Source organism: Streptomyces sp. NPDC057280, assembly GCF_042668605.1.
Lineage (GTDB): Bacteria > Actinomycetota > Actinomycetes > Streptomycetales > Streptomycetaceae > Streptomyces.
Window position 1 is genome coordinate 911,810 of record NZ_JBHUYR010000002.1, and the last position, 26,705, is coordinate 938,514.

Here is a 26,705-nt window from a genome sequence, read left to right on the forward strand (position 1 = left end):
CGAGAAGGCATCGTCAGCTGACACTCCGTCAGTAGTCTTCACAACTTCCGTGCGCTGGGCTATACAGGGGGCGCCGGACTGGAACGCGTTCTAGATCGGCCCGTGACGACCTCGGTGCGGCCGACGGTGCGGACGGCCGTACCGGGGTCTCTGAGCCCGACTCCGAACCCGAGGGAGCCGCCTTGCCCATCGACGCCGCCAAGGCCCTTGCCGCTGAACCCCGTTCCGGCGAGATCTCCTGGAACTCCAAGGACGTGCAGCTCTACCACCTCGGCATCGGCGCGGGCGCGAACCCCGACAAGGCCAGCCCCGCCACCGACCCCGACGAACTGCGCTACACCCTGGAGTCCCGGCTGCACGTCCTGCCGAGCTTCGCGACCGTCGCCGGTTCCGGCTCGCCCGGCGTGATCAGCGGCCTGTCCATGCCCGGCATCGAGGTCGACCTGGCCCGCGTCCTGCACGGCGGACAGTCGCTGACCATCCACCGCCCCCTCCCCGTCGACGGCACCGCGACCGCCACCGGCCGGATCGCCGCGATCTACGACAAGGGCAAGGCCGCCGTCCTCGTCATGCGCACCGAAGTCACCGACGCCGAGGGCCCGTTGTGGACCAATGACGCGCAGATCTTCGTCCGGGGGGAGGGTGGTTGGGGTGGGGGCCGGGGGCCGTCCGGTCGGCTCGAACCGCCCGCCGGTGAGCCGGACCGGGTCGTCGAGCGGGCCGTTCGCCCCGACCAGGCGCTGCTCTACCGCCTCTCCGGCGACTGGAACCCGCTGCACGCCGACCCCGAGTTCGCCAAGGTCGCCGGGTTCGAGCGGCCGATCCTGCACGGCCTGTGCACCTACGGGATCGCGCTCAAGGCCGTCGTCGACACGCTGTTCGGCGGGGACGTGACGCGCGTGCGGTCGTACGACACCCGGTTCGCCGGTGTCGTCTACCCGGGCGAGACCCTGCGCATCCGCATGTGGCACACGCCCACCGAGACCCGCCTGGCCGTCAGCGCCGTCGAACGGGACGACGCGCCCGTCCTCGCCGACACCGTCGTCGCACACTCCTGAACTCCGCATGATCTGAGGGGAGCCGCACCATGCGCGCAGCCGTACTGCACGAGATCGGCCAGGACAAGCTGGAGGTCCTCGACGACGTCGAGGCGGTGGGCTTCGGCCCGGGCAAGGTCAGGATCCGGGTACGGGCCACCGGGCTGTGCCACTCGGACCTGTCCGCGATGAGCGGCGTCCTGCCGCAGCCCGCGCCCTTCGTGCCGGGACACGAGGGCGCCGGGGAGATCCTCGAAGTCGGCGAAGGCGTGAGCGACCTGAAGGCCGGGGACCGGGTCGTCGTCTGCTGGCTGCCCGCCTGCGGCGTCTGCCCCGCCTGCAAGCGCGGCCAGACCGAGCTGTGCCTGGCCGGGTTCATGAACGCCGGCACCCCCAACTTCAAGCGCCCCGGCGGCGACCTGTTCGGCTTCGCCGGCACCGGCACCTTCACCGAGGAGGTCGTCGTCGACGCCGGATGCGCCGTCCCGATCCCCGACGACGTGCCCTTCGACATCGCCGCGCTCATCGGCTGCGGAGTGACCACCGGACTCGGCGCCGCCCTCAACACCGCCGATGTGGCGGCCGGTTCGTCCGTCGCCGTCATCGGGTGCGGAGGGGTCGGCATATCCGCGATCCAGGGGGCGCGGCTCAAGGGTGCGGCCGAGATAGTCGCCGTCGACCCGGTCGCCTCCCGGCGCGAGTCCGCCCTCAAGTTCGGTGCCACTAGGGCCGTTTCCCCCGACGAGCTGCCCGACGCCAAGCAACAGGTCACCGGCGGCGAGGGGTTCGACTACGTCTTCGAGGTCGTCGGCAAGTCCGCCACCGCCCGCACCGCGTACGAGAACACCCGGCGCGGCGGCACCCTCGTCGTCGTCGGCGCGGGCGCCATGGACGACTTCCTCCAGCTCAACATGTTCGAGCTGTTCTTCGACGAGAAGCGCATCCTGCCCTCCATGTACGGCGGCGGCGACGTCCTCACCTCCTACGAGCGGACCATCGCGCTGTGGCGGGCCGGCCGCATCGATCTGGAGGGGCTCATCACGCACCGGGTGCCGCTCACCGACATCAACGAGGCCCTCGACCAGATGCGCACGGGCACCGCGCTCCGTACGTGCATCGAGATCTGAGGAACCCGAGCCATGTCACTGCCACTTGAGGGGCTGTCAGCGATCGTCACCGGCGCCGGCCGGGGGCTCGGCCGGGCCGAGGCGCTCGAACTCGCCCGGCTCGGCGCCGCCGTCGTCGTCAACGACTTCGGACAGCCCGGACGCGACGGCTCCGGCGCCGCCTCCGCAGGGCCCGCCGAGGAGGTCGCCGCCGAGATCCGCGCGGCGGGCGGCACGGCGCTCGCCCACACCGGGGACGTCGCCGACTTCCAGCAGGCCGGGGAACTCGTCGGGTCGGCGGTCTCCGAGTTCGGCAGGCTCGACATCCTCGTCAACAACGCCGGCATCCTGCGCGACCGCATGGTCTTCTCGATGACCGAGGGGGAGTGGGACGCCGTCATCCGCGTCCATCTCAAGGGTCACTTCAACACGACCCACTTCGCGGCCGCGCACTGGCGGGCCCGGGCCAAGGAGGCCGGGGGGCGGGTGTACGGGCGGATCGTGAACACCTCCTCGGAGGCGTTCCTCGCCGGTTCGGCCGGGCAGCCCAACTATGCCGCCGCGAAAGGCGGGATCGTCGGCCTCACCACCTCCACGGCCCTCGCCCTCGCCAAGTACGGCGTCACCGCCAACGCCATCTGCCCGCGCGCCCGCACCCGGATGACGGAGGACGTCTTCGCGGGCTTCCAGCAGCCGGACAGCGGGCTTGATCCTCTCGCCCCCGAGCATGTCGCCCCGCTCGTCGGCTACTTGGCCTCACCGGCGGCCGCCCGCGTCAACGGACAGCTCCTCGTCGTCCACGGCGGGATGGTCGCCGTAGTCGAACGGCCGCGGGTGCGGGCGAAGTTCGACAGCAAGCAGGAGACCTTCACCTACGACGAACTCGATGCGGCCCTCACCCCGCACTTCGCGCAGCGGCCGGAGGGAGAGACCTTCGGGGCGGCCGAAGTACTGGGACTGAAGCGCGAATAGCTTCAACTGGCTTCTGGCTTCAACAGAGAACGGCCCCGCTCACCACGAAGGTGAACGGGGCCGTACGTCCTGCGTCCTCAGGCCGCCGACTCGGTCTCCTCGGCCGGCTTCCTGTGCCGGCCACGAGGGGCCGACTCACCGTCGTGAGCCGAGACCTGACCGCGGTGCCTGCCGTGGCCGGAGGCATCCTGGGAATCGGTGTGCGGCGGCTGGATCGTGCGTGCGTCGCTCATCGGAAGAACTCACCCCGTCAACATGATCTTTCTAACAGCCGGGCGAGTTTAACCGGCACCCCACGGGCCGAATCCAGGCGGCCACGCCAACCGGCACTAGTTCGTTACAAGACGTGCCAGAGGCGCTTTGCCGAGCGGCACCGGACGAGGCACCACCGGTTCCACCGGCTCGGGTTCGGCGTCCGCCGCGGACTCCGTCGGCTCAGGTCCGGCACCCGCCGCGGGCCCCGGGGAATCCGGCTCCGACGGCCCGCCGGTACCCGAGTCCGACGCCGTATCCGGCGTCTGCCCGGCGGCCGCCCCGCCCCTGTCCGGATCCCCCGGGCCCGCGTCCCCCGCGGTTCCCCCGTTCCCGATGGCTCTTCCCCCCGCTGCGGGCATCGTCAACTCAGCGATCCCGCACGGCACTTCGTCCGTGGCGTACGGCAGCCGCAGCACCCTGTCCGGCGTCCACAGCCCGCTGCCCGCCAACCAGCCCACGGGCGCCGCGAGATGGTGCACCTGCCGCCCGTCCGGCCGCCACATCCCGACCCAGCTGCCCAGCGGCCCGTCGATGCGCAGCGCCACCGCGCAGCTCTCCGGCATCAGCACCTGCCCCGGCTGGATGGCGAACGGCGTCACCGTGCACTCCGGCAGCCGCAGGCTCTCCGGGAAGCGCACCGGCAGCGTGGAGCCCATGACCCCCCAGCCCAACCGTTCCTGCCCCGGCGACGGCGCGTCGGAGGCGATCAGCAGCAGCCCGCTGTCCGGGTCGGCCAGCAGCAGCCGGTCGTCGCTGCCCGCCGCGATCTGGAGCAGCGGCGACACCTCGCCGCCCCGCGCCAGGTCCACGACGATCGCCTTGGTGCAGCCGCCGACCTCCCGGTCCAGGGCCAGCATCCGCCCGGCCCGGTCCAGCCACACCCCGCCCGAGCAGCGCCCCGGGATCTCAGCGAGGTGCTCCGGGCCGAAGGCACCCCCCGCCACGAGCCACACCGCCGTCGTCCGCCGGCCCACGGCGAGGGCGTACGCCTTCTCCCCGCCCGGTGCCGGTGGCAGCAGCCGCAGCCGGGTCTCCTCGTCCGGGCACTCGACCGCGCCGAGGAGCAGCTCACCGGTGCCGGGGCCGGTCGGGTAGAGCAGCGAGAAGTTGTGCCGCCCGTCCGTGAACCGCCGGATCAGGACCCGGCCGTCGCCCATCGGCTGCACCTCGGTGCCGGGCTCCTCCGGCTGGTTGCCGGGCAGCGGCACCGTGTACGGCTCCGGGCCGTCCATCGTCCAGCGCTCCGGGAACCAGGAGTCGCCGTCACGCGTGAGGCGGGCGGCGTAGCCGCCGTCCGCGGTGATCACACAGCCAGCCTGCGGCGTACCGTCCTCGTCCGCCGCCGTGGGCTCGATCGCACAGGCCGTCATCGTTCGGTCACCTCCGGCCACGAAGCTAGTTTTCGCACGCACGGACGTGGGACCAGGCGATGACCGCTTCACACAAAGGGGTGGCCCAGGAACGATTCGCCTGAGGAAACGGAGATGGGTGTGCTGGGCGGGGCCAAGGGGAGCCACACCGGTACAAGGGCGCAGAACAGCCAGGTAGCCTTTTGTGCGTGCCCCGTCTGTCTGAAGTCTCCCCGCCCCGCCTCTCGGACGTCGTCGCCGCGCTGGAGAACCTCTGGCCTGCCGAGCGGGCCGAGTCCTGGGACGCGGTCGGCACCGTCGTGGGCGACCCCGACCAGGAGGTCACGCGAGTCCTGTTCGCCGTCGACCCGGTCCAGGAGATCGTCGACGAGGCGGTGAAGCTGGGCGCCGACCTGCTGGTCACCCACCACCCGCTCTACCTGCGCGGTACGACGACGGTCGCGGCCACCCACTTCAAGGGCCGGGTCGTCCACACCCTCATCAAGAACGACATCGCGCTGCACGTCGCCCACACCAACGCGGACACGGCGGACCCGGGGGTGAGCGACGCGCTGGCCGGCGCCCTGGACCTCCGGGTCGTACGACCCCTCGTACCGGACCCGACGGACGAGACCGGCCGCCGGGGACTGGGCCGGATCTGCGAGCTGGACCACCCGCTGACCGTGCGGGAGCTGGCCGCCCGCGCCGCCGAGCGACTCCCCGCCACCGCGCAGGGCATCCGCGTCGCCGGCGACCCCGAGGCCGTCGTCCGCACGGTCGCCGTCAGCGGCGGCTCCGGCGACAGCCTCTTCGACGTCGTACGCGCCGCGGGCGTGGACGCCTTCCTCACCGCCGACCTGCGCCACCACCCCGCCTCCGAGGCGCGGGCCCACAGTCCTCTCGCGCTGCTCGACGCGGCGCACTGGGCCACCGAGTGGCCCTGGTGTGAGCTGGGCGCCGCCCAGCTCGACGAGATCTCCGACCGGGAGGGATGGGGCCTCAGGGTCCACGTCTCCCGCACGGTCACCGACCCCTGGACCGCCCACGCGGCGTCCAATCCGACTTCTCACGCAATGGGAGCCCCCAACTGAACGCCGCGCCCGCCGACCAGATCCGTCTTCTCGACGTCCAGGCCCTCGACGTCCGCCTCCAGCAGCTCGCCCACAAGCGGAGGTCGCTGCCCGAGCACGCCGAGATCGAGTCCCTGACCAAGGACGCGACCCAGCTGCGCGACCTCCTCGTCGCCGCGCAGACCGAGGAGAGCGACACCGCCCGCGAGCAGACCAAGGCCGAGCAGGACGTCGACCAGGTCCGCCAGCGCGCCGCCCGCGACCAGCAGCGCCTGGACTCCGGCGCGGTCACGTCCCCGAAGGACCTGGAGAACCTCCAGCGCGAGATCGCCTCGCTCGCCAAGCGGCAGGGCGACCTGGAGGACATCGTCCTGGAGGTCATGGAGCGCCGTGAGTCCGCGCAGGAGCGGGTCGCCGAGCTGACCGAGCGGGTCGGCGCGGTCCAGGGCAAGATCGACGACGCGACGGCCCGCCGGGAGGCCGCGTACGAGGGCATCGACGGCGAGGTCGCCACGGTCACCAAGGAGCGCGAGGTCATCGCGGCCACCATCCCCGCGGACCTGCTCAAGCTCTACGACAAGCTGCGCGAGCAGCAGGGCGGCATCGGCGCGGCGAAGCTGTACCAGCGCACCTGCCAGGGCTGCCGCCAGGAGCTGGCGATCACGGACATCAACGAGATCCGCGCGGCGGCGCCGGACACGGTGGTCCGCTGCGAGAACTGCCGCCGCATCCTGGTGCGCACGGCCGAGTCCGGCCTCTAGGGGTCTGTGTCGTGCGGGAGTTCATCGTCGAGGCGGACGGCGGGTCGCGGGGCAACCCCGGCCCGGCCGGGTACGGCTCGGTCGTCATCGACGTTGCGACGGGCGAGACGCTGGCGGAGCGGGCCGAGTACATCGGCGTGGCCACGAACAACGTGGCCGAGTACCGGGGGTTGGTGGCCGGCCTGCGTGCCGCCGCCGAGCTCGACCCGTCCGCGTCCGTCCACGTCCGCATGGACTCCAAGCTCGTCGTCGAGCAGATGTCGGGCCGCTGGAAGATCAAGCACCCGGACATGAAGCCGCTGGCGATGGAGGCGGCACGGGTGTTCCCGCCGGGCCGGGTGACGTACGAGTGGATTCCGCGCGAGCGGAACAAGCACGCGGACCGGTTGGCGAACGAGGCGATGGACGCGGGGGCGAAGGGGGAGCAGTGGTCGGCTTCGACTTCGGTGGCGGAGTTGCAGGCGAGGGCTTCTGCGGGGGCGGCTTCGGCCGCTGCTTCTTCTGCCTCTTCGTCTGTCTCTTCTTCTCCCGGTCGGGCTTCCCGCCGCGGAGCGGCGGAGTCTCTGGGCGGCGGAGCCGCTAAGGCCGATGCTGATGTCCGGGCGGCTCAAACCGTCGCCAGCTCTGGCTGGGCCCCCGCGGACATGGGAGCGCCGGCGACCTTCGTGCTGTTGCGGCACGGGGAGACGCCGTTGACTCCGCAGAAGCGGTTCTCGGGGAGCGGGGGGACCGACCCGTCGCTGTCCGAGGTGGGGCAGGAGCAGGCGCGGCTGGTAGGGGAAGCGCTGGCCCGGCGTGGCACCGTACAGGAGATCCTGGCGTCGCCTCTCGCCCGTACCCGGCAGACCGCAGCCGCCGTGGCCGACCGCCTCGGGCTGGACGTGACCGTCGAGGACGGCCTGCGTGAGACCGACTTCGGGGCGTGGGAGGGGCTGACCTTCGGGGAGGTGCGGGAGCGTTACCCCGACGACCTGAACCGCTGGCTCTCCGACCCCGACGCCGAACCCACCGGCGGCGGCGAGAGCTTCGCGGCGACGGCCACCCGTATCGCCGCCACCCGCGACAAGCTGATCGCGACGTACGCGGGCCGAACCGTCCTGCTCGTCACGCACGTCACGCCGATCAAGACGTTCGTACGCCTTGCTCTCGGCGCCCCGCCGGAGTCCCTGTTCCGCATGGAACTGAGCGCGGCGTCACTGTCGGCGGTGGCGTACTACGCCGACGGCAACGCCAGCGTCCGCCTCTTCAACGACACGTCTCACCTGCGTCCCTGAGTTCAGCGGCAGCGCGGGCGAGTTCCTCGATCCGCGCCCAGTCCCGGGCGGCGAGCGCGTCCGAGGGGAGCATCCAAGTCCCGCCCACGCAGCCGACGTTGGGCAGGGAGAGGTAGTCGGGAGCGTTCGCCGGGCCGATCCCGCCCGTCGGGCAGAACCGCGCCTGCGGCAACGGCCCGGCGAGCGACTTCAGATAGGCCGTACCGCCGGCAGCCTGCGCCGGAAAGAACTTCATCTCCCGCACCCCGCGCTCAAGCAGCGCGACGACTTCAGAAGCCGTGGACACCCCCGGCAGGAACGGCACCCCGGACGCCCGCATGGCGTCGAGGAGTACGTCCGTCCATCCCGGGCTCACCAGAAACCGCGCCCCGGCCGCCACCGACGCCGTCACCTGCTCCGGCGTCACGACGGTGCCCGTCCCGACCACGGCCTCCGGAACCTCCGCCGCGATGGCCCGTACGGCATCCAACGCGGCCGGAGTCCGCAGGGTCACCTCGATCGCGGGCAGCCCCCCGGCGACGAGCGCCCGTGCGAGCGGTACGGCGTCGACGGCGTCCTCGAGGACGACGACGGGCACGACGGGGGCGAGATCCAGCACACTCATGGCGACATCGTGCCGAGGAGGAGCGGTGTGCGCAACGAACGTTGCAGAGGATGCAATGGGGTAGAGGTCAGTGGACCTCGTCCACCAGTACGTCCAGCGTCCACGCCTTCCCGGCCCCCTTGGGCGGCTCGACCTCGACGACGTACCCGAGGTCCCGCAAGGCCTCCACCAACTCGGCAGGCCCCGTCGGCGCGATGCCCGCCGACAGCAGACTCCGCACGATCCGCCCCTTGGTCGCCTTGTTGAAGTGACTGACCACCTTCCGCGTAGGCGCATGCAGCACCCGCACGCTCGCCGTCCGCCCGGCCACTTCCCCCTTCGGCTTCCACGAGGCGGCGTAAGCGGAGGACCGCAGATCAAGCACGAGTCCGGCCCCCGCCGCCTCCGGCATGACGTCCGCCATGGGCCCCCGCCAGTGCGCACTCAGCGCGCCGAGCCCCGGCAGCTTCACGCCCATGGAGCACCGATACGAGGGGATCTTGTCGCCGATCCCGACGGCCCCCCACAACCCGGAGAACACGAGCAGCTGCCGACCGGCCCGCCGCTTCGCGGCGCTGTCGAGCGTGCCGAGCCCGAGCGCGTCGTAGAGCACACCGGTGTAGATCTCCCCGGCAGGCCGCGCTCCGGCCCCCAGCAGCTCGGCGTTCTTCGCGACCTCGCCCCGCAGCCCCTCGCTCAGCCCGAGCACCTCGCGCGCCTTCTCTTCATCCCCGGCACACAGCTCGACGAGCTCAGCGAGCACGGCGGACCGCGCCTCGGTCAGCCCCGGCAGCGACAAGGACTCCAGCTTCACGGGGGCGCCACGGCCGGAGGAGGCCTTGCCTTCGGACGGCGGCAGCAGGACAAGCACGGGTTGGATCTCCTTCACGCCTTCACCTTGAGCTTCGCCATAGCGTACGGCGTGCCACCCCACGCCCTCCGCTCTACGCTCGCTGGTATGCCCCGCCGCCACATCAGCGTGACCGGCGCCCCCGAAGCCCCTCTCCGGGCCGCCCTCACCGCACTGCGCACGGAACTCGGCGTACCGGACGCCTATCCGCCGGAGGCCCTGGCCGACGCCGAGCGTCCTCCCGTACTCCCGACGTACGACGCCACCGACATCCCCCTCTTCACCATCGACCCGCCCACGTCCGTCGACCTCGACCAGGCGATGCACCTCTCCCGCCGGGGCAGCGGCTACCGCGTCCGGTACGCCATCGCGGACGTCGCAGCGTTCGTCGTACCCGGATCGGCCCTGGACGAGGAGACCCACCGTCGGGTGATGACCTTGTACTTCCCCGACGAGAAGGTCCCCCTGCACCCGCCCGTGCTGAGTGAGGGCGCGGCCAGCCTGCTCCCGGACCAGACCCGCCCGGCGGCCCTGTGGACGATCGACCTGGACGCGGAGGGCCGGACGGTGGCGGTGGACGTGCGCCGCGCACTCGTCCGCAGCCGGGCGAAGCTCGACTACGAGGGCGTGCAGAAGGAGATCGACGGGGGTACGGCGGAGGAGCCACTGGCCCTGCTGAAGGTGGTCGGCCGGCTGCGGGAGGAGCTGGAGGTGGCCCGGGGCGGCATCTCCCTGAACGTCCCCGAGCAGGAGATCGTCGAGCGGGACGGAGGCTATGAGCTGACGTACCGCGCCCCGCTCCCGGCGGACGGCTGGAACGCCCAGATCTCCCTCCTGACGGGGATGGCGGCGGCGGATCTGATGCTCGCGCACGGCACGGGCGTACTCCGCACGCTCCCCGCCGCCCCCGACGGCGCGGTCGGCCGCCTGCGCCGCACGGCACACGCCCTGCACATCGACTGGCCGCACCATGTCTCGTACGCGGCGCTGGTACGGTCGCTCGACCCCCATGACCCGCACCACGCGGCGTTCTTGCAGGAGTGCACGACGCTGCTGCGGGGCGCGGGTTACACGGTGTTCCGGGACGGGGTTCTTCCTTCGATCACCACCCACGCGGCGGTGGCGGCGCCGTACGCCCACTGCACGGCCCCCTTGCGCCGCCTGGCCGACCGGTACGCGTCGGAGATCTGCCTGGCGGCGGTGGCGGGGGAGGCGCCGCCGGAGTGGGTGCCGGCGGCGTTGGAGTCCCTCCCGCAGGAGATGGCCGACGGCGGCCGGCGTGCGGGCACGGTCGAGCGGGAGTGCGTGGACATTGTTGAGGCGGCGCTGTTGAAGGACCGGGTGGGGGAGGTCTTCGACGGGTGCGTGGTGGAGGTGGAGGAGCGGCGGCCGTCGGTGGGGGTGGTGCAGTTGGAGTCGCCGGCGGTGATCGGACGCATCGACGGAGACGATCTCCCGCTGGGGGAACGCCTGCGCGTCAGACTGCTGCAGGCCGATCCGGGGGCGGCGAAGGTGCGGTTCGCGCCTGCGTGAGGGCGCGGTGTGGGCGCCGATGGGGGGGTGCGGGCGTCGGCGGTGCGGGAGTTCATGGTTGAGGTCATCGCCGTTGGACAGCCACTCGGGTTCGGGCAGCAGCCCCTGATGGCGGTAGAGCGAGGCAAAGGTCTGGCGTGAGTCCGGCGTGCCTGACGGCGGCCGGGATCGTGTGCCACGATCGAGGGAACGGTTTCCGATGTCACGGACAGGTGATCAGCCGATGTCCCAGTCTGGCGAGCGACGCAAGGAGGGGCGTGACATGACTGCCGTGGCCCATGAGCCGCTCACGCCGGCGGATGTCCTGCTCGAGGGCTTTCTCGCCCTGGAGACGCCGGAGGGTTTCCGGGCTGAGCTGATCGAAGGGGAGATCGTCGTGACGCCGCCGCCGGACGGGGACCACGAGGACTACATCGGACTGATCGTGGAACAGGTGCTCCAGCAGTCCCAGACCAAGATGCAGTTCTCGGGCAACAAGGGGCTGAAGCTGGAGAGCAGAGGCGACTGCCCCAAAGACCGCGTGATCCCGGATGGCACCTTCGCTCCCAGGGAACTGCGGCTGTACCGCGGTGCCGACTCCTGGATGGCCTGCAAGGGCGTAGCCATGGTCTTGGAGGTGACGTCCAGCAGGCCGAAGGCCGATCGCGAGGCCAAGCGCCGTTGCTACGCCCGTGGTGGCATCCCCCTGTACCTGCTGGTTGACCGTGAAGCCTCCTCGATCACGCTCTTCAGCGATCCGGAGAAGGACGACTACCGCGAGCAGTGCACCAGGCCTTTCGGTAAAGCGCTCGCACTCCCCGAGCCCTTCTCCTTCGACCTGGAGACAGCGGACTTTCTCTGAACAGACCGGCGTTGCACCCTGAGGACGACGGAGGACAGGGGGCGCGGCGTGGAACAGGCACTGTGGACTCGGGCGAGGCTGGGCCGCTGTGGCCCACGCCTGGACCTCCTCACGGCCCGCTTCGACAAACACGTCTACGCCCCCCACGCCCACGACGAGTTCACGGTCGGCGTGTGCGTCGGCGGCTCGGAGATCATCGATTATCGGGGCGGGCACATCCGCACGGGCCCGGGCAGCATCGTCGTACTGGCACCGGGGGAAGTGCACACGGGAGGCCCGGGAAACAAGACGGACGGTTACGCGTACCGGGCCCTGTACGCGGCGACGCCCCTGCTGGCCGACGGCAGCGTCGGCTTCCCCCACTTCCGCGAGCCCCTGATAGACGACCCGGAACTGGCCACGGCCCTCCGCCTGACCCACACGGAACTCAGCGCCTGCCCCGACCCCTTGGAGGCGGAGTCGCGCCTGCCATGGCTCCTGACGGCACTGGCCCGCCGCCACTCGACGGCGCGGGCGACGTGCGATGAGGTGCAGGGCGGCGAAGGAATCGCCCTGCTAGTACGCGACCGCTTGGCGGACGAGTTGCTGGCCCCTCCATCCCTGGCGACGCTGGCCGAGGACGTGGGCCTGTCCCGCTACCAACTCCTACGGGCCTTCCGCACGACGATGGGCCTGCCCCCGTACGCCTGGCTGGCGCAGTACCGAGTCCACCGAGCCCGGACCCTGCTGGAATCGGGCCTGCGCCCAGCCGAGGCGGCGGCCGCGGTGGGCTTCGCCGACCAGGCGCACCTCACCCGCTGGTTTCGGCGGGTGCTGGGGGTGACGCCGGCGGCGTACCGCAACAGCGTTCAAGACGGACGCTGACCGCCGCGACGAGCATGGCGGTATGACTGCACGCGGCTGGTTCCTGTTCTCCCTGATGGGAGTGGTGTGGGGCATCCCCTACCTGATGATCAAGGTGGCGGTGGAGGCTCCGCTGTCCCCGTCGTTCGTGGTGTTCACGCGGTGTGCGCTGGGGGCGGCGCTGCTGCTGCCGTTCGCGGCGCGGGGGCTGCCGGCGACGGTCCGGGCCCATTGGAAGCCGCTCCTGGCCTTCGCGTGCATAGAGATCATCGGCCCGTGGTTCACGCTGACGGACGCGGAGAGGCATCTGTCGAGCTCGACGGCGGGACTGCTGATCGCGGGGGTCCCGATCGTGGGCGTGGCGCTGGCCCGCTTCTTCGGGGCGACGGAGCGGCTGGGGGCGCGGAGGGTGACGGGGCTGGGGCTGGGCCTGGCGGGGGTCGGGGTCCTGACGGTGCCGCATCTGACCGGGGGAGACGCGCGGTCGATGGCGGAGGTGCTGGTGACGGTGGTGGGGTACGCGACGGCGCCACTGATAGCGGCGCGCTCTTTGCGGGATGTCCCGTCACTGCAGCTCACGGCGTCGTGCCTGGCACTGGCGGCGGTGGTGTACGCACCGGCGGCGGGGGCGACGTGGCCGTCGTCGATGCCCTCGACCTCGGTTCTGCTGGCGCTGGCGGGCCTGGGAGTGATCTGCACGGCGGTCGCGTTCGTGGCCTTCCTGGAGCTGATCAAGGAGGTGGGTCCGACGCGGTCGACGGTGATCACGTACGTGAACCCGGCAGTGGCGGTGGCGGCGGGGGCGCTGTTCCTGGGGGAGGAGCTGACGGCGGGGGTGGGGGTGGCCTTCGTCCTGATCCTGGCGGGGTCGGTGCTGGCGACGGCGTCTGGAGTCCGGGGCTCTGGGCGCCCGGTAACATGGTCGACACGGCAGACGAGCCGGGCGGACGGCCGCGTGGAGTCCCCTTGACGGGGGGCTTCCCGAGGAACGTCCGGGCTCCACAGGGCAGGGTGGTGGCTAACGGCCACCCGGGGTGACCCGCGGGACAGTGCCACAGAAAACAAACCGCCTGGCGCTTCGGCGCCGGGTAAGGGTGAAACGGTGGTGTAAGAGACCACCAGTGCTCAGGGTGACCTGGGCAGCTAGGTAAACCCCACCTGGAGCAAGGTCAAAAGGGGCCGCCTTCTTGAAAGAGGGGCGGCTCTGCGGGGACGTTCGAGGGCTGCCCGCCCGAGTCCCCGGGTAGACCGCACGAGGCCGGCGGCAACGCCGGTCCTAGATGGATGGCCGTCGCCGAGACGTCCGCGAGGACCCTCGGCACAGAACCCGGCGTACAGCCTGACTCGTCTGCCGCTCCGTATTTCCGCAGGTCAGAGGCATTGTTTACCGGCTAAACAAACCCTTGGGGTCGAATCCGGGTCGAATCCGAGCTGTGAGTATCGTCGTTTCTGTCTCCTGCTCATGTGACATATTCGGGCATTCAGGGTGGTGAATGCGGTCCAGTGTCGCTCTCCAGCAGACATCTCGGATGCTGATGCAGTCGGAAGTACATGTACGAGGTGTCTCCTCGGGAGCCTCCTTTGGCATCGGTGGCGCGTCCTCCGGTGAGCCGTGGTCAGATCGAGATGGGTGGCACTGCTCGTGCGGCGTGTCGAGGCGGCCGTCAATGGCGCCCCCGCGGGAGTCGTTGGACACACCGGACTGAACCCCCGCCGAGACCTGTCCGTCTGTCCCTCTCCGTGCTGCTCCGCCGCGACCGGCCAGCTCGATGTCCGGGGCGCGCCCACGCATTTCTGCATGTGGGATCTCGGTGGTGGGTTCTGGGTGTCTACAAGGGGAGAGGGGCGAGGGCTCTGGCTGAGTGGTGGGGCCGAGGAAGGCGACGGTGCCCTCGCCCCCGGCGGCAGAGTGTGTGACCTGGACCCAACCCTGGCGGCGGTAGAAGGAGACGGCGCGTGGGGAGCGGGCAGAGGTCAGTAGTCAGGAGCGGCCTTCGGGGGCGTCCGCGATGACCGCTTGCAGCAGTGCAGCGGCCAGGCCGGTGCCATGAGCGGCCGGGTGTACGGCGAGTTCGTCGATCTCGCGCGCGCTGCACAGCCATTCCACGGCGCGCTGCGCTCCCAGGCCGGCGGCGGCCTGCGGGCAGCAGGGGTCGGTGGGGAAAGGCGCCGCCGTCGTCCACGCCGTGGCGAAGCCGACGGCTTGCGTTTCGGCGAAGGCGAGCGCGGCGGTGAAGCCGGGGCGCCGGACGTTGCCGACCAGCCGGCCGAGGAACTCGATCGCCTTCTCTTCGTCCTCGTTCGGTGGACGCTGTGGAGCGGGACGCCCAGCGCGTAGGCGAGTCCCTTCGCCGCGGCCAGGCCGACCTGGAGCGCACCGGACAGACCCGGCCCGGAGGTCACCGCCACCGCGCCGACGTCCGTCAACCGCAGTTCGGCCTCGTCCAGGGCGCGCTGGATCACCGGCCGGACCGCGTTGACATGCGCCCGGGCGGCGATCTCCGGTACGACACCGCCGTAGCGGGCGTGCTCGTCCATGCTCGACGCCAGCGCGTGCCCCAGCAGTTGCCCGTGCCGGACCAGTCCCACCCCGGTCTCGTCGCAGGACGACTCGGTAGACGGCCTGAACGGCTCGGGAGGCGTTCACGAGGCATGCGTGTTGCGGATAGGGTCGTACACCACGTGGCGGCCGTCATCCGCAGCCGGCCGTACTTGTCGAGGGCGCCCCTTTCCTCCGCGGAGAGGGGCGCCCCTCGGCACTGCCCACGAACGGGAGTGTCCGGCCTTAGAGAATCCGGAACCCCTCATCTACCTCACCGTCGCCGTCCCTGCCAGAAGATCGCCGCGACGCCGTTGGACAAGACGGCCAAAGTGATCTGTTGCGGGCCCCAGGTTGCAGCAGGGGCTCAGGGCCGGGCCGTCGCGACCCCGTGCAGGCGCTCTACACCCTGCTTGAACCGACGCAGCAGGAGCAGCGCGGTCGTGGCGAGGCCGGCGAGCAGGCCCAGCCAGATGCCGACGGTGTCCCAGCCGGTGGCGAAGCCGAGAAGTGCGGCGGCGGGCAGGCCGACGAGCCAGTAGCCGACGAGGGTGACGCGGAAGCCGCCCTTGGTGTCGTCGAGGCCGCGCAGCAGGCCGACGCCGATGTTCTGGGCGCAGTCGAAGAACTGCATCACCGCGGCGATCAGCAGGAGGTTCGTGGCGAGGTCGGTGGCTGTCCGGCTCTCGCCCTCGAAGAACGGCGCCAGAACCAGGCCCGGAAGAGCGACGTAGACGACCGCCACGACCGTCATGACCGCGGCGGCGCACGCGAGGGCCGTGGCCTTCAGCCGTTGGGCGCCCCTGGTGTTGCCGAGGGCGAGTTCACGGCTGACGCCGAGGGATGCGGCGTGGGAGAGGCCGACGGCAATCTGGAAGATGATGTAGACGAGTTGATTGACGGCGGTGTGCGCGGCCAGCGCGGCCGTGCCGAAGCTGCCCACCAGCAGGGCGACGACGGAGAAGAAGCCCGCCTCGGAACCGTAGGTGGCGGCGATCGGCGTTCCGAGTGCCGTCAGTCGGCGCAGGGTGGCCGGGCGGGTCTTCCAGATGCTCAGCGACAGCACCGGCGCCAGCCGTGGATCGCGGCGGGCGGAGAGGTACAGGGCGAGGAAGGAGAGTGCGTACACCGAGCTCGTCGCGAGCCCGATGCCCGGCAGGCCCAGCTTCGGCAGGCCCCAAGTTCCATGGATGAAGACCCAGTTGAGCCCCGCGTTGACGGCGATCGAGGCGATCGTGATGCGCAGTAGGGCCTGAGGGCGGCGCATGCCGACTGTGAACTGGCGTATCGCCTGGAACCACAGGCAGGGCACCAGGCCGGGCGCCATCGTGTACAGCACCGGCTTCGCCGCGGCGACCACGTCCGCGTCCTGGCCGAGGAACACCACAGCATGCCCGATCAGCACCATCAGCAGCGCGCCCGCGAGACCTGCGAGGGTGGACAGCAGCAGGCTCGCCCGGACGAGGTCCCGGACCTCCTCGCGAGCGGCCTCCGCCTCGGCGCCATCGGCCTCCGTGCCCCGCGTCTCGGCGCGCGCGTCCGCCGCGGCGACCTGGTTGCCGACGGCCGTGACGAGGCCGACGCCCATGGTGCGCAACTGGTTGAAGATCACCATGGCGAGGCCGCCGGCCGCCAGGGCCTCGGTGCCGATCAGGCCCATCATGATCGTGTCGGTGGTGGTGAGCGCGACCTGGGCGAGCTGGGTGAGCGCGAGCGGCACGGCGAGCGTGGCGAGGGCACGGCCGTCGGTGAGGAGGCGGGCGAGGGCGGGCTGCATCAGTCCTGTTCCTGCGAGGGGTCCGGCGAGGAGTGCGGCGACGTGGGGAGTCGGCGGAGTTTGGTCAGCAACTCGTCGACCTCGCGCTCCACCTGGGGGGAGAGCAGAGCACGGGCGGCCATCCAGTCGTCGTCGAAGACGGTGTCCATGTACTTCTCCCCGCCGTCGTTGATCAACGCGACCATAGTCGTGCCGGGCGGCAGCGCGGACAGCCGGGCCAGGGCCTCGTACACGACGCCGCCCGCCGAGCCGCCGAGGAGCAGTCCGGTGCGCCGGGCGACGGCCCGCGCGGTGGCGAACGCCTCGACATCGCCGACCTTCACGCCCTCGTCCAGCAGCGAGTAGTCGACCATCGCCCCGATCGTCGCGCCCTCGGGCGTGCCGGTTCCCGACTGGTGGTAGTCGTGCGCGGGCGGCCCGAACGCGATCGAGCCCTTCGGCTCCACGCCGACGATCCGCACCCCGGGTACCGTCTCCCGCAGCGGACCCCCGGTCCCGAACAGTCCGCCGCCTGTGCCCACCGCGCCGATGAGGATGTCGATACGGCCATCCAGCGCGGCGTGGAGTTCGCGGGCCACCGGGTGATAACCCACTCCGTTCGCCATGTTGTTGTGCTGCTCGGTGAAGTAGGCGTTGTCCAACTCGGCGGCCATCTTCTCCGCGAACTCCTCGCGGGCGGCGGTGGCCAGTTCTTCGTCCCCGTCGTCGGCGACGTACACCAGCTCCGCGCCGAGTGCCTTCATCGCGCGCAGCTTGTCGACGGCGGCGTGGTGGTCGACGACGGCGGTGAAGGTGTAGCCGCGCTCGGCGGCCACGACGGCGAGGCCGAGCCCGGTGTTGCCGGAGGTCGACTCGATGATCCGGCCGCCGGGGCGCAGCAGTCCGCGTTCCTCGGCGTCGACGACCATCTGCCGGGCCATCCGTATCTTGGCGGTGCCGGTCGGGTTGAACTGCTCCAGCTTCAGCAGCAGCCGGGCGTCGCTCTCCGTCCGGGCCAGCTCGAACAGCGGGGTGGCGCCGATGAGTTCGGAGACCTGCCGCACGATGGGCGGCCGGTACAGGGGGTCGTCCATGGAGGCTCCTGTGGTCTTCAGGCGGTCTTTGGTCGGTCGTCGATCGGTCTTCAGCGGGGATGGCGGTCGAGGCGCCAGCGGAAACGGGATCCCGAGAGCTCGACGACGACCTTCGGGGGCAGCGGAAGGTCGTGGAACGGCGACTCGTTGGAGTCCATCTGGTAGCCCGCCGTGTTCAGGTACACGAGCAGGTCACCGACGGCCGGCCGCACCGGGAAGGGGATCTTGCGCCAGGTCAGCATGTCCGACTCCAGGCAGGTCGCCGCCCCCACGCACGCCGGGTACGGCCCCGCGTCGGCGACTGGACGGGCAGTGGCGGGCACGAGCACCGGGTCCGGCAGGAACTCGCTGTCGAACCACTGTTCCGACAGGCTGAGGCTGCTGCCGTCCACGGTCAGGATCGCGTATCCGTCGCGCTCCTTCACGCCCTGCACGCGGAACACCGTGAACCCGGCCTGGTCCAGCAGCGCCCGGCCCGGTTCGACGAGGAGGGCGACCCCGGCCGCACGCAACAGCTCGGCCAGTGTGGTGACTTGGCCCGTCGGGGTGGCCGTCAGGATCGTGCGCAGAGCGTCGGCGCCGGCGACGGGGGAGTGGTACGGATAGAAACCCTCGAAGGACTTCTCCGCGTGGAAGTGTTCGGGGCGCTGGCTCTCCTCGAACCGCCGCCAGTCCTCCGCCGCCACGTAGTCCACGGCGAAGCCGCCGCCGACGCTGATCCGGTCGGCGCGCAGTCCGAGAGCCCGGGCGCGGGTGCACAGGGTAACCAACTCCGCGGCGAGGTCCGTGCGTTGGCGGACGTCGTAGCCGGAGAGATGGAAGCTGAACCCCTCCATGCCGACGGGCCCGTCGACGCATCGCCGCAGGGCCGTCTTCAGTTCGCCGTCGCTCAGACCGAAGCGGCTGTGCGGCTGCTCCGGAGGCAGGCGGCGCAGCAACACCCGTGCCGGACGGCCGAGTTCATCGGCCAGGGCGATGAGCCGGTCCAGTTCGTCCAGCGCGTCCACCGCGATCAGTGCGCCCTGGAGCACGGCGACCCGCAGCAGCCCGTCCGCCTTGGCCGGACCGGTCGCCACCAGGTCCTCGCCGCGCACCCCGGCTGCCAGGGCCTCGCGCAGCTCCCCATGGCTTGCCACGTCCACGCCCAGGCCGGCCACGGCCGCTCGTTCGGCGTAGACGGCCGCCTTGTTGGCCTTCTTCGCGTAGTACACGCGGCCGTCCACATCCGCCTCGGCGAACACGTTCCGGAACGCCGCGGCGTTCGCGTCGAAACGTTCGGGGAGCAGTACGTGGTACGGGCCGTCGAGGCCGTGGCTCAGCTCGTCCAGCAAGGGGCCGGCGAGCAGGGCCCGTACCGCGGGTGTCGTGTGCGAGGGGAGTGCCGTGGTCATCTCCACAGCGGCACCGCCGTGCCCAGCCCCTGGGCGAGGGCCAGTTGGGCGAAGCGGTGGCCCAGGGCGATGTCGGTGACGACCAGCCCGCTGTTGTAGGCGAAGATCCGCTGCTCCGGGTCCGTACGGCCCTCGGCGCGGCCCGCGAGGACCTCGGGGAACTCGGCGTCCACGTCACGGAGTTGACCGTCCGCGTCGGCCATGTCCACGCCCGTGACGCGCATCTGTGCCGCGCTGGTGGCGATCACCCGGTCGGCCCGGTGCAGGGTCGAGGGCCCGATGCCGTAGCCGATGAGGACGGACAGGGCGGCGGGCTTGAGCCACTCCGCGTCCACGGACGCCGGGGTGTTGGGGCCCGCCGTGGCGAGCACGATGTCCGCGTCGCCGGCCGCCGCGCGCAGATCGGTCACGATCTCCAGCTCCCGGTCGGGGAAGTACGTGTGCAGCTGCTCGCGCACCGCCCGGATACCGTCCGGATGCGTGCCGAAGAGCATCAGCCGCTCCAGGTCCGGCAGCGTGGTCAGCAGGAACGGCAGCGCGAGGCGCCCCTGTGTGCCGGTGCCGATGACCAGGGCGTTGCGCGCGCCGGGCACGGCCAGTTCGCGCGCCAGCAGCGCCGAGACCGCCGGGGTGCGCAGTGCGCCGACCCGGCCGCAGTCCAGCATCGCGACCGGCAGGCCGGTCGCGTCGTCGTACAGGGTCAGGGTCGTGTAGTAGTGCTGCTTGTCGCGGTCCTCGTGCAGGCCGTGCTTGTACGAGGTCTTCACCGCGACCACGCCCCGCTCGCCGTCGCGGCCGAGCATCGCGTACGCCACCGAGTGGCCGTCCTCCGGCTTGACGGTGAGCTTGCGAGGGTTGTCGGACCTGCCGTCGGCCAGCGTGCGGTACGCCTGCTCGACGACGGAGACGACGTCGGACAGGGTGATGTCGATGCCAGCCACGTCACTGGTGCTGAGGATCCGCAGGGCCGTGTCGTCGGACGCCATGGTGCTCCCCGTCTTCGCGATGTCGGTGTCTGTGCCGGTGCCGATGTCGGTCATGCGAACGCCTCGACGGCCGCCTGGCCGTAGCCGTGCTCGAACCGCTCGGCCTGCGGACGGGTACGGCGGCCCGGTACCCGCACGGAGGAACGTTTCAGCCATCGGTCGCTGCCGTCGTAGCGCGCCTTGAAGGGGACGCGGCCGTGGACGACGAGGTCGTTGTCGACGACCAGGACGTCTCCCGGCGTCAGGGCGACCGCCACGGAGACGCGGGAGAGCTCGGCCTCCAGTCGGCCGTAGGCCGCGCGGTGTTCCTCGGGCGCCTCGTCCAGGGGTGTGTAGGCGGGGTCGAAACGCAGGGTCGGCCCGTCCGGCGACTGCCACACCGTCGGCACGGGCGGCGGGGTGCCGTCGTAGCCCTGTGCCTCGGCGTAGGCGTCGTCGGGCAGGATCGGCAGTACCGGCAGGCTGAGCAACTTCTGGTCCTGTACGTCCAGTTCGACCCGGCGGATGCTGGCGGCCGTGGTCGCGACGGCGTCCGGGTTGCGCAGGCAGCCGAGGACCAGCAGATGGGCGCGGCCGGGGTGGAAGGCGTCCTCGGTGTGCGGGCTGAGCAGCACACGGCTGCTGGCGCCGGTCTGTTCGGCCTCGTGCCCCGGCGAGGGGACGATGTTGTGCACGAACCGGCCGTCCTGCTGGCCCTCCCAGGCCAGCGGCGTGCCCATCACCGTGGAGAGCAGGAGCAGGACCACGTCGTGCAGCGCGCCGGCGTTCCCGGCGGTCGACCAGTGACTGGGGGTGAGGCCGATCGCCTCGTCGTCGACCGGGAGGCCGCGCAGCACGAACAGTCCGTCGGCAGTGTCGACCGGGCGGCAGGCGTGCCGGATGCCGTCGCTCAACTTGGCGGCGGTATCGGGGACTTGGGTGAGCAGTCCGGGGTGGGTGGAGACGCCGTCGAAGGCGTCGAGCAGGGCACGGGCCGTGGTGAGGAGTTCGGTCACGGCCTGGGGGTGGAGCTGACGCACAGGTGTGGCTGCCGTCGGCATGGGTGAACCGTCCGTTCCGGTGCGGGTGAGGGGCGGGCGGTGGGCCTCTGTCGATGAAGAGGCCGCATTGGCCGAACGGAAACATAGCCACACCACAGCAAGTAGGCAAGGCTTACCTAAGTTGATCAGGATCACAGTGCGTGCCCTCTTGTGCGACAGCCGTAAATCAGGATAGGCAAACCTAAGCATTCGAGCCACGCGCGAAATCGAGGACAAAGTGGACCTGAACAGACGTCAACTCCTGTGGGCCGGTGGCGCCGTCGGCGCGACCGCTCTGCTGGCCGCCTGCGGCGGCGGCGATGACGCCGAACCGACCGGGTCCGCCACCGGCTCCGCCAAGCCCCGCAAGGGCGGCACCCTCCGTGTCGGCGCCCTGGGCCGGGCCGGTGCCGTCACCCGCGACCCGCACGGCTCCCAGGCCAACGAGAGCGACTACCTGATCATCAGCCTCGTATACGACACGCTCACCGTGCCCGGTACGAAGCCGAACACCGAACCCCGGCTGGCGGCGAGCTGGACTCCTTCCGGGGACCTCAAGACCTGGAAGTTCAAGATCGCCCAAGGGGCGACGTTCCACGACGGGGCCCCGGTCACCGCCAAGGACGTCGTCTACTCCCTCAAGCGTCTGCGCGCCACCCCCGCCGGCGCCTCCCGGCTGCCCGGGATCCAGGCGAAGAACATCACGGCCGAGGGCACCGACACCGTCGTCCTGGTCTCCGACTACGCCAACGCCGAACTGCCGCTGCTCACCCGCCTGACCACCTTCGTCATCCCCGACGGCACCACCGACAAGGAGATCGCCACGGCACCCGGCACCGGCCCCTTCAAACTCGACTGGTTCCGCACCGGCAACGCCCGCCTGGTCCGCAACGACGACTGGTACGGCGGCGACGTGTACCTCGACGCCATCGAGGTGAAGATCTTCGAGAGTCCGCAGGCCATGGCAAACGCCCTGTTGGCCGGGCAGATCGACCTCGCCTCCAACGTCGGCGCCGTCGCCGCCCGGACCGCCGAGTCCCGCAAAGACGTCCAGACCGTGCGCCGCCCCAACGACATGGCGATGCCGATCGTCATGCGCACCGCCGACGGCCCCTTCGCCGACCCCAAGGTGCGCGAGGCACTGCGCCTCGCCGTCGACCGCGAGGCCATGGTCAAGCAGGTCCTGTCTGGCTACGGCACCATCGCCAACGACATCCTCGGCACCGGCGACCCCGCCTACGACAAGAGCATCCCGCAGCGCGCCCGCGACCTCGCCAAGGCCAAGGAGCTGCTGAAGGAAGCGAAGTTCGACACCTCCAAGACCTACGAACTGCTCACCACCGAGGACATAGCCGGCCTCGCCGAGTCGGCCACCCTCTTCGCCACCCAGGTCCGCGAGGCCGGCGTCAAGGTGAAGGTCGTCAAGCAGGAGTCGGCCGTCTTCTGGGACAAGACCTGGCTCAAGGGCGACCTCTACACCACCTACTGGGGCACCAACGACTCCGTGGTCTTCTTCGCCAGCAAGACCATGGTCTCCGACAGCGGCCAGAACGAGGCCGGCTGGAAGTCCACCGAGTTCGACACGGCCTACCAGAAGGCCATCGGCACTGCCGACGCCGCCCAGCGCACCCAACTCCTGGGACAGCTCCAGCAGATCGAGTACGACAGCTCCGGCTACCTCCTGTGGGGCATGGCCGACGGCATCGACCTCGCCGGGGCCAAGGTGCGCGGCCTGCCGAAGCTGCCCGGGTACGGAAGGGTGCAGCTAGAAGGCGCATGGCTGGCCAGTTGACCTCCGAGCCCGTCGCACCGGCCGCTGCCCCGCCCGCCCCGGGGAAGCGGCCAGCCCGCGCGTCCGTCCTGTTCCTGGCACGGGTGGGGAGCGCGCTGCTGAAGCGGACGGCTCTGCTGGCGCTTTTGCTCGCACTGGTCTTCGTCGCCGTCGAACTGCTCCCGGGCGACGCCGCCGACGCGACCTCCGAACGCGGTGAGAGCGCGGCCGACCTCGCGGCGCGCCGCGAACTGCTGGGCCTCAACCGCCCTGCCCTGGAACGCTTCTGGGACTGGATGACCGGCCTGCCCACCGGCGACCTCGGCATCTCCGCGCGCGGCGAGAAGGTCACCGACCTGGTCTCCTCGGCCTTCCCCAACACCCTGCTCCTGGGCGGTGTCGCCCTGCTGCTCACCGCGGTCCTGTCCCTCGCCCTGGGCTGCTGGGCCGCCCTGAGGCCCGGCGCACGCCTGGACCGGGCAGTGTCGGGCTCGGCGACCGCGGTCCTCGCCCTGCCGGAGTTCGTCGTAGCCGTCGCTCTGGTCCTCGTGCTGTCCCTGTGGACCGGCTGGCTGCCCGCGGTCACCCTCACCGGCGCCGACGGATCCCCCGCCTCCTGGGACATGCTCGTGCTGCCCGCCCTCGCCCTGACCATCCCCCAGGTCGGCTGGAACACCATGATCGTGCGCGCCGCCCTCGCCGACGAAGCCCGCGCCCCCCACGTGGAGACCGCCGTGCTCGACGGACTGCCACCCCACCGCGTCCTCACCCACCACGTACTGCCCGGAGCCCTGCCCGCCATCGCCGCGGGCCTCGCCACCTCCACCGGCATGCTGCTCGGCGGCGCGGTCGTCGTCGAAACCGTCTTCAACTACCCCGGCATCGGATCAGTGCTCGCCTCGGCGGTCACAGACCGGGACAGCCCCGTCATCGCCGGCGTCACGGCACTGTCCGGCGCCGTCATCACCGCAGTACTGCTTCTGGCCGACCTGGTACGCACCGTGGTGACAGGAGGACGACGATGACGACGCCCGGCAGCGACGCCGAGCCGACAGTGAAGCCCTCCCGCAGCGAGGGGAGGCTGACGGCGAAGGCATCCCGCACGAGGGTCGCCCTGCGCGTCCTGCCGGCAATCCTCCTGACCGGCCTCGCCCTGATCGGCCCCTGGATCGCCCCGCACACCATCGGCACCCCGGTGACCGTGCCCTACGCGGAACGCGGCGTGGACGGTGCCCTGCTCGGCGGCGACCAGCTGGGCCGGGACGTGCTGAGCCGGCTGCTGGCCGGCGGACGCGACCTCGTCCTGTCCTCCCTGCTCGTCGCGGGCCTGGTCACGGGCACAGCCGCGCTCCTCGGAGCGATCGGCGCCGTACGCCCCCTCGTAGGACGGCTCGTGGAACGGACCGCCGACCTGATGATGCTGCTCCCGGCCGTCCTCGGCATCCTCCTCGTCACGCTGTCCTGGCCCGACGGCGGCCGGCTCGCCGTCATCGCCGCAGCCGTCGTGCTCGGTGTGCCCTACGCGGTCCGCCTCGCGGCGAGTGCGGCGGCGCCCATCGCCGAGGCCGGGTACGTCGAGGCGGCGGCAGCGGGCGGTGAACGCCTCTGGTACCTCGTCGCCCGGGAGATCCTGCCCAACCTGCGCGCCACCCTGCTCGCCCTGTTCGGGCTGCGCTTCGTCGCCGCCGTGTACCTCGTCGCCACGGCCGGCTTCCTCCAGGTCGGCCCTCAACCCCCGGCCGCCGACTGGGCGTTGATGATCCGAGAGAACTCCCCCGGCATCCTCCTCAACCCCTGGTCCGTGGTCGCCCCGAGTGTCGCCGTCGCCCTCCTCGCCCTCAGCGTCAACCTCGCGACCGCCGCCCTCGCCCCCCAGACCGGCCGGAAGGCGATGACCGCCCTGTGAGCCACACGCCCGACCGGTACGCCAAGCCCGAGAATCCGCCGAGCGGCACACCCGCCGTCCAGATCACCGGCCTGACGGTGACCGCGCCCGACGACCGCCTCCTGCTGCGCGACGCGTCCCTGACCGCACACCCCGGCCGACTGGTCGCCCTGACCGGCCCCTCGGGCGCCGGCAAGACGACCCTGCTGCGCGCGCTGACCGGGCTCCTGCCCCCCGGAACGAAACGCACCGCCGGCCACGTCGACGTTCTCGGCCACGACGTCTTCGCCCTCTCCGACCCGCAACTGCGTGCCCTGCGCGGCACCCGACTCGCCTACGTCGGCCAGGACCCGGGCTCCGGTCTCAACCCCCGTATGCGCGTCCGCGGCCTCGTTCGCGAACTCGCCGCGGACCGCAGCGCGGAGGCAGTCGCAGCACTCCTCACCGAGGTCCGACTCCCCGACGACGACGGCCGCCTGGCCGCGCGCCGCCCCGGCGCCCTCTCCGGCGGACAGCAGCGCCGCGTCGCCCTCGCCCGCGCCCTGGCCCGCCGCCCCGACATCCTCCTCCTGGACGAGCCGACCGCCGGCCTCCATCCCGAACTGCGCGACGAGATCGGCCAGTTGCTGCAGCACCTCGCCCGCGAACACCACCTCGCCGTCGTGTTCGCCTGCCACGACCCCGCTGTGGTCGAGCAGTTCGCCGACGAGGTTGTACAACTGGGTGTCCACCTGCCCCCGCCGATGCGTACGCCCGCCGCACGTCCCTCAGCAGCCCTGACGGCTGAGAGGAGAAGCGCACCCGCCCTCGAAGTACGGGACCTGCACGTGAGTTTCCGTGGAACGCCCGCCCTCACCGGCGTCGGCCTCACCGTCACCGCCGGTTCCGCGGCCGGCATCGTCGGCGTCTCCGGCTCAGGCAAGACCACGCTCGTCCGCACCGTCGTAGGACTCCAGCGCAGCACCTCCGGCACGATCCACCTGTCCGGCACGCCCCTGAGTACCGGCCTGCGCGGACGCACCCGCACACAGCGGCGTCGACTACAACTCGTCACCCAGAACCCGCTCGGCGCGCTGAACCCGAGCCACACCGTCGGCGCCGCCGTGGGGCGCCCGCTGCGGCTGCACCGCCGCTGCGCGGCCAGGGACGTCGGCGAACGAGTGGCCGACCTCCTGGAACAGGTCGGACTGCGGCCCGCCTTCGCCGCCCGCTACCCGCACGAGTTGTCCGGCGGGCAGCGCCAGCGCGTCGCCATCGCGCGAGCACTGGCCGCCGAGCCGGAGGTGCTGATCTGCGATGAGATCACCTCCGCGCTGGACCCCGACACAGGCCACGCGATCATGGACCTCCTCACCGACCTGCGCGAGCGTCGCGGCACGACCCTCGTCCTCATCAGCCACGACCTGCCCCTCATCGCCGACCGCACGGACACCGTCACCGTCCTGGAGGCGGGCCGCGTCGTCGAGTCGGGCCACACGGCCGATGTCTTCAGCGACCCACAGCACGAGGCGACACAGGCACTGCTGGGCACGTCCGCGCCTGCCGCGAGGCCCTGACTGCGATCCGCCGTGCACCGCCGAAGAGACTTGAAGCCGGTGACGCGGACTCGGCCCGTATGGGTTCTCGTGCGGTGTCCGTACGAGATCGATACAGGAGACTGGGGACGCTGCACGCTGTTTCGACCTGCCTGAGTCTCTGCAATCTTGTGTGTGCCCAAGTAGGAGCGTCGTGAGGACGAGCGTGAGCCACTGCGGCGAAATCCGGAGTTGAAGGGGGACACCGACAGCCGA

General features: G+C 71.3%; 22 protein-coding genes, 1 other RNA gene and 2 pseudogenes. 16 read left to right on the forward strand and 9 right to left on the reverse strand.

The window, feature by feature from the left end; all coding sequences use genetic code 11:
• Nucleotides 1-182 precede the first annotated feature (182 nt).
• The 3 genes from ACFUO4_RS14655 to ACFUO4_RS14665 are packed head-to-tail and all read left to right on the forward strand — an operon-like array spanning nt 183 to nt 3,115.
• Entirely contained in the window at nt 183-1,058 is an 876-nt protein-coding gene (locus ACFUO4_RS14655) for a MaoC/PaaZ C-terminal domain-containing protein (protein WP_383484083.1), read from the forward strand.
• Nucleotides 1,059-1,087: 29 nt separating this feature from the next.
• Complete coding sequence (locus ACFUO4_RS14660; protein WP_383484086.1) at nt 1,088-2,164, forward strand: Zn-dependent alcohol dehydrogenase; 1,077 nt, start codon at nt 1,088-1,090, stop codon at nt 2,162-2,164.
• Nucleotides 2,165-2,176: 12 nt separating this feature from the next.
• Entirely contained in the window at nt 2,177-3,115 is a 939-nt protein-coding gene (locus ACFUO4_RS14665) for a 3-oxoacyl-ACP reductase (protein ID WP_383484089.1), read from the forward strand.
• A 329-nt stretch (nt 3,116-3,444) separates the two neighbouring features.
• Here the strand turns inward: ACFUO4_RS14665 and ACFUO4_RS14670 are convergent, their stop codons facing one another.
• Entirely contained in the window at nt 3,445-4,740 is a 1,296-nt protein-coding gene (locus tag ACFUO4_RS14670) for a hypothetical protein (protein ID WP_383484092.1), read from the reverse strand.
• 188 nt (nt 4,741-4,928) lie between these two features.
• Between ACFUO4_RS14670 and ACFUO4_RS14675 the strand changes: the two genes are divergently transcribed.
• The 3 genes from ACFUO4_RS14675 to ACFUO4_RS14685 are packed head-to-tail and all read left to right on the forward strand — an operon-like array spanning nt 4,929 to nt 7,824.
• Nucleotides 4,929-5,810: a Nif3-like dinuclear metal center hexameric protein gene (locus ACFUO4_RS14675; RefSeq protein ID WP_179143262.1), complete on the forward strand. Its 882-nt coding sequence runs from the start codon at nt 4,929-4,931 to the stop codon at nt 5,808-5,810.
• Complete coding sequence (locus ACFUO4_RS14680; RefSeq protein WP_383485693.1) at nt 5,807-6,550, forward strand: zinc ribbon domain-containing protein; 744 nt, start codon at nt 5,807-5,809, stop codon at nt 6,548-6,550. The genes ACFUO4_RS14675 and ACFUO4_RS14680 overlap by 4 nt, the downstream gene beginning before the upstream one ends.
• A gap of 11 nt (nt 6,551-6,561) precedes the next feature.
• Nucleotides 6,562-7,824 (forward strand): bifunctional RNase H/acid phosphatase, encoded by a 1,263-nt coding sequence (locus ACFUO4_RS14685; protein ID WP_383484095.1) that lies wholly within the window; start codon nt 6,562-6,564, stop codon nt 7,822-7,824.
• Here the strand turns inward: ACFUO4_RS14685 and eda are convergent.
• Both eda and yaaA read right to left on the reverse strand, forming a co-directional pair.
• Complete coding sequence (eda, locus tag ACFUO4_RS14690) at nt 7,796-8,428, reverse strand: bifunctional 4-hydroxy-2-oxoglutarate aldolase/2-dehydro-3-deoxy-phosphogluconate aldolase (RefSeq protein ID WP_383484098.1); 633 nt, start codon at nt 8,426-8,428, stop codon at nt 7,796-7,798. The genes ACFUO4_RS14685 and eda overlap by 29 nt on opposite strands.
• Nucleotides 8,429-8,495: 67 nt before the next feature.
• The gene (gene yaaA, locus ACFUO4_RS14695) at nt 8,496-9,278 is read right to left on the reverse strand and encodes a peroxide stress protein YaaA (RefSeq protein WP_383485696.1); all 783 of its coding nucleotides are present in this window, start codon (nt 9,276-9,278) and stop codon (nt 8,496-8,498) included.
• Between the two features lie 87 nt (nt 9,279-9,365).
• On the opposite strand from yaaA, the gene ACFUO4_RS14700 reads away from it, so the two are divergent.
• The 6 genes and pseudogenes from ACFUO4_RS14700 to ACFUO4_RS14725 all read left to right on the forward strand — a co-directional run bounded on the left by ACFUO4_RS14700 (nt 9,366) and on the right by ACFUO4_RS14725 (nt 14,812).
• Nucleotides 9,366-10,790, forward strand: coding sequence for an RNB domain-containing ribonuclease (locus tag ACFUO4_RS14700; protein ID WP_383484101.1), 1,425 nt, complete (start codon nt 9,366-9,368; stop codon nt 10,788-10,790).
• Between the two features lie 262 nt (nt 10,791-11,052).
• Entirely contained in the window at nt 11,053-11,631 is a 579-nt protein-coding gene (locus ACFUO4_RS14705; protein WP_383484104.1) for a Uma2 family endonuclease, read from the forward strand.
• Between the two features lie 48 nt (nt 11,632-11,679).
• Nucleotides 11,680-12,495 carry a helix-turn-helix domain-containing protein gene (locus ACFUO4_RS14710; protein WP_383484107.1) on the forward strand — a complete coding sequence of 272 codons (816 nt, stop codon included), beginning with the start codon at nt 11,680-11,682 and terminating at the stop codon, nt 12,493-12,495.
• A gap of 85 nt (nt 12,496-12,580) precedes the next feature.
• A pseudogene (locus ACFUO4_RS14715) lies at nt 12,581-13,294 on the forward strand (DMT family transporter); the annotation flags it as partial.
• A gap of 115 nt (nt 13,295-13,409) precedes the next feature.
• Nucleotides 13,410-13,825, forward strand: an RNA gene (gene rnpB / locus ACFUO4_RS14720) — RNase P RNA component class A.
• Nucleotides 13,826-14,521: 696 nt separating this feature from the next.
• Nucleotides 14,522-14,812 carry a hypothetical protein gene (locus ACFUO4_RS14725; protein ID WP_383485778.1) on the forward strand — a complete coding sequence of 97 codons (291 nt, stop codon included), beginning with the start codon at nt 14,522-14,524 and terminating at the stop codon, nt 14,810-14,812.
• On the opposite strand, the pseudogene ACFUO4_RS14730 reads toward ACFUO4_RS14725, so the two are convergent.
• The 6 genes and pseudogenes from ACFUO4_RS14730 to ACFUO4_RS14755 all read right to left on the reverse strand — a co-directional run.
• A pseudogene (locus ACFUO4_RS14730) lies at nt 14,779-15,063 on the reverse strand (tRNA (adenosine(37)-N6)-threonylcarbamoyltransferase complex transferase subunit TsaD); the annotation flags it as partial. The gene ACFUO4_RS14725 and the pseudogene ACFUO4_RS14730 sit on opposite strands and share 34 nt — an antisense overlap.
• 317 nt (nt 15,064-15,380) lie before the next feature.
• On the reverse strand, nt 15,381-16,790 hold the full coding sequence (locus ACFUO4_RS14735) for an MATE family efflux transporter (RefSeq protein ID WP_383484110.1): 1,410 nt from the start codon (nt 16,788-16,790) through the stop codon (nt 15,381-15,383).
• Nucleotides 16,790-17,863, reverse strand: a complete 1,074-nt coding sequence (locus ACFUO4_RS14740; protein ID WP_383484113.1) for a cysteine synthase family protein — start codon at nt 17,861-17,863, stop codon at nt 16,790-16,792. Before ACFUO4_RS14740 ends, ACFUO4_RS14735 begins: the two co-directional genes overlap by 1 nt.
• Nucleotides 17,864-17,913: 50 nt before the next feature.
• Complete coding sequence (locus ACFUO4_RS14745; protein ID WP_383484116.1) at nt 17,914-19,254, reverse strand: alanine racemase; 1,341 nt, start codon at nt 19,252-19,254, stop codon at nt 17,914-17,916.
• Entirely contained in the window at nt 19,251-20,240 is a 990-nt protein-coding gene (locus tag ACFUO4_RS14750) for an ornithine cyclodeaminase family protein (RefSeq protein WP_383485699.1), read from the reverse strand. The genes ACFUO4_RS14745 and ACFUO4_RS14750 overlap by 4 nt, the downstream gene beginning before the upstream one ends.
• A gap of 50 nt (nt 20,241-20,290) precedes the next feature.
• On the reverse strand, nt 20,291-21,280 hold the full coding sequence (locus ACFUO4_RS14755) for a TauD/TfdA family dioxygenase (RefSeq protein WP_383484120.1): 990 nt from the start codon (nt 21,278-21,280) through the stop codon (nt 20,291-20,293).
• A gap of 217 nt (nt 21,281-21,497) precedes the next feature.
• Between ACFUO4_RS14755 and ACFUO4_RS14760 the strand changes: the two genes are divergently transcribed.
• Genes ACFUO4_RS14760 through ACFUO4_RS14775 form a run of 4 tightly spaced genes read left to right on the forward strand, consistent with a single transcriptional unit; the run spans nt 21,498 to nt 26,471 of the window.
• Nucleotides 21,498-23,051, forward strand: coding sequence for an ABC transporter substrate-binding protein (locus tag ACFUO4_RS14760; RefSeq protein ID WP_383484123.1), 1,554 nt, complete (start codon nt 21,498-21,500; stop codon nt 23,049-23,051).
• Complete coding sequence (locus ACFUO4_RS14765) at nt 23,036-24,055, forward strand: ABC transporter permease (RefSeq protein WP_383484126.1); 1,020 nt, start codon at nt 23,036-23,038, stop codon at nt 24,053-24,055. The genes ACFUO4_RS14760 and ACFUO4_RS14765 overlap by 16 nt, the downstream gene beginning before the upstream one ends.
• The gene (locus ACFUO4_RS14770) at nt 24,052-24,936 is read left to right on the forward strand and encodes an ABC transporter permease (protein WP_383484129.1); all 885 of its coding nucleotides are present in this window, start codon (nt 24,052-24,054) and stop codon (nt 24,934-24,936) included. The genes ACFUO4_RS14765 and ACFUO4_RS14770 overlap by 4 nt, the downstream gene beginning before the upstream one ends.
• Entirely contained in the window at nt 24,933-26,471 is a 1,539-nt protein-coding gene (locus ACFUO4_RS14775; protein ID WP_383484132.1) for an ABC transporter ATP-binding protein, read from the forward strand. The genes ACFUO4_RS14770 and ACFUO4_RS14775 overlap by 4 nt, the downstream gene beginning before the upstream one ends.
• The last annotated feature ends 234 nt before the right edge of the window (nt 26,472-26,705 follow it).

What these genes read in the sequence shown, in the direction of transcription:
- ACFUO4_RS14660 (WP_383484086.1), top strand. Translation starts at nt 1,088, where the DNA reads ATGCGCGCAGCCGTACTGCACGAGATCGGCCAGGACAAGCTGGAGGTC.
- ACFUO4_RS14665 (WP_383484089.1), top strand. Translation starts at nt 2,177, where the DNA reads ATGTCACTGCCACTTGAGGGGCTGTCAGCGATCGTCACCGGCGCCGGC.
- ACFUO4_RS14670 (WP_383484092.1), bottom strand. Translation starts at nt 4,740, where the DNA reads ATGACGGCCTGTGCGATCGAGCCCACGGCGGCGGACGAGGACGGTACG.
- eda (WP_383484098.1), bottom strand. Translation starts at nt 8,428, where the DNA reads ATGAGTGTGCTGGATCTCGCCCCCGTCGTGCCCGTCGTCGTCCTCGAG.
- ACFUO4_RS14700 (WP_383484101.1), top strand. Translation starts at nt 9,366, where the DNA reads ATGCCCCGCCGCCACATCAGCGTGACCGGCGCCCCCGAAGCCCCTCTC.
- ACFUO4_RS14705 (WP_383484104.1), top strand. Translation starts at nt 11,053, where the DNA reads ATGACTGCCGTGGCCCATGAGCCGCTCACGCCGGCGGATGTCCTGCTC.
- ACFUO4_RS14725 (WP_383485778.1), top strand. Translation starts at nt 14,522, where the DNA reads ATGAGCGGCCGGGTGTACGGCGAGTTCGTCGATCTCGCGCGCGCTGCA.
- ACFUO4_RS14735 (WP_383484110.1), bottom strand. Translation starts at nt 16,790, where the DNA reads ATGCAGCCCGCCCTCGCCCGCCTCCTCACCGACGGCCGTGCCCTCGCC.
- ACFUO4_RS14740 (WP_383484113.1), bottom strand. Translation starts at nt 17,863, where the DNA reads ATGGACGACCCCCTGTACCGGCCGCCCATCGTGCGGCAGGTCTCCGAA.
- ACFUO4_RS14745 (WP_383484116.1), bottom strand. Translation starts at nt 19,254, where the DNA reads ATGACCACGGCACTCCCCTCGCACACGACACCCGCGGTACGGGCCCTG.
- ACFUO4_RS14750 (WP_383485699.1), bottom strand. Translation starts at nt 20,240, where the DNA reads ATGGCGTCCGACGACACGGCCCTGCGGATCCTCAGCACCAGTGACGTG.
- ACFUO4_RS14755 (WP_383484120.1), bottom strand. Translation starts at nt 21,280, where the DNA reads ATGCCGACGGCAGCCACACCTGTGCGTCAGCTCCACCCCCAGGCCGTG.
- ACFUO4_RS14765 (WP_383484126.1), top strand. Translation starts at nt 23,036, where the DNA reads ATGGCTGGCCAGTTGACCTCCGAGCCCGTCGCACCGGCCGCTGCCCCG.
- ACFUO4_RS14770 (WP_383484129.1), top strand. Translation starts at nt 24,052, where the DNA reads ATGACGACGCCCGGCAGCGACGCCGAGCCGACAGTGAAGCCCTCCCGC.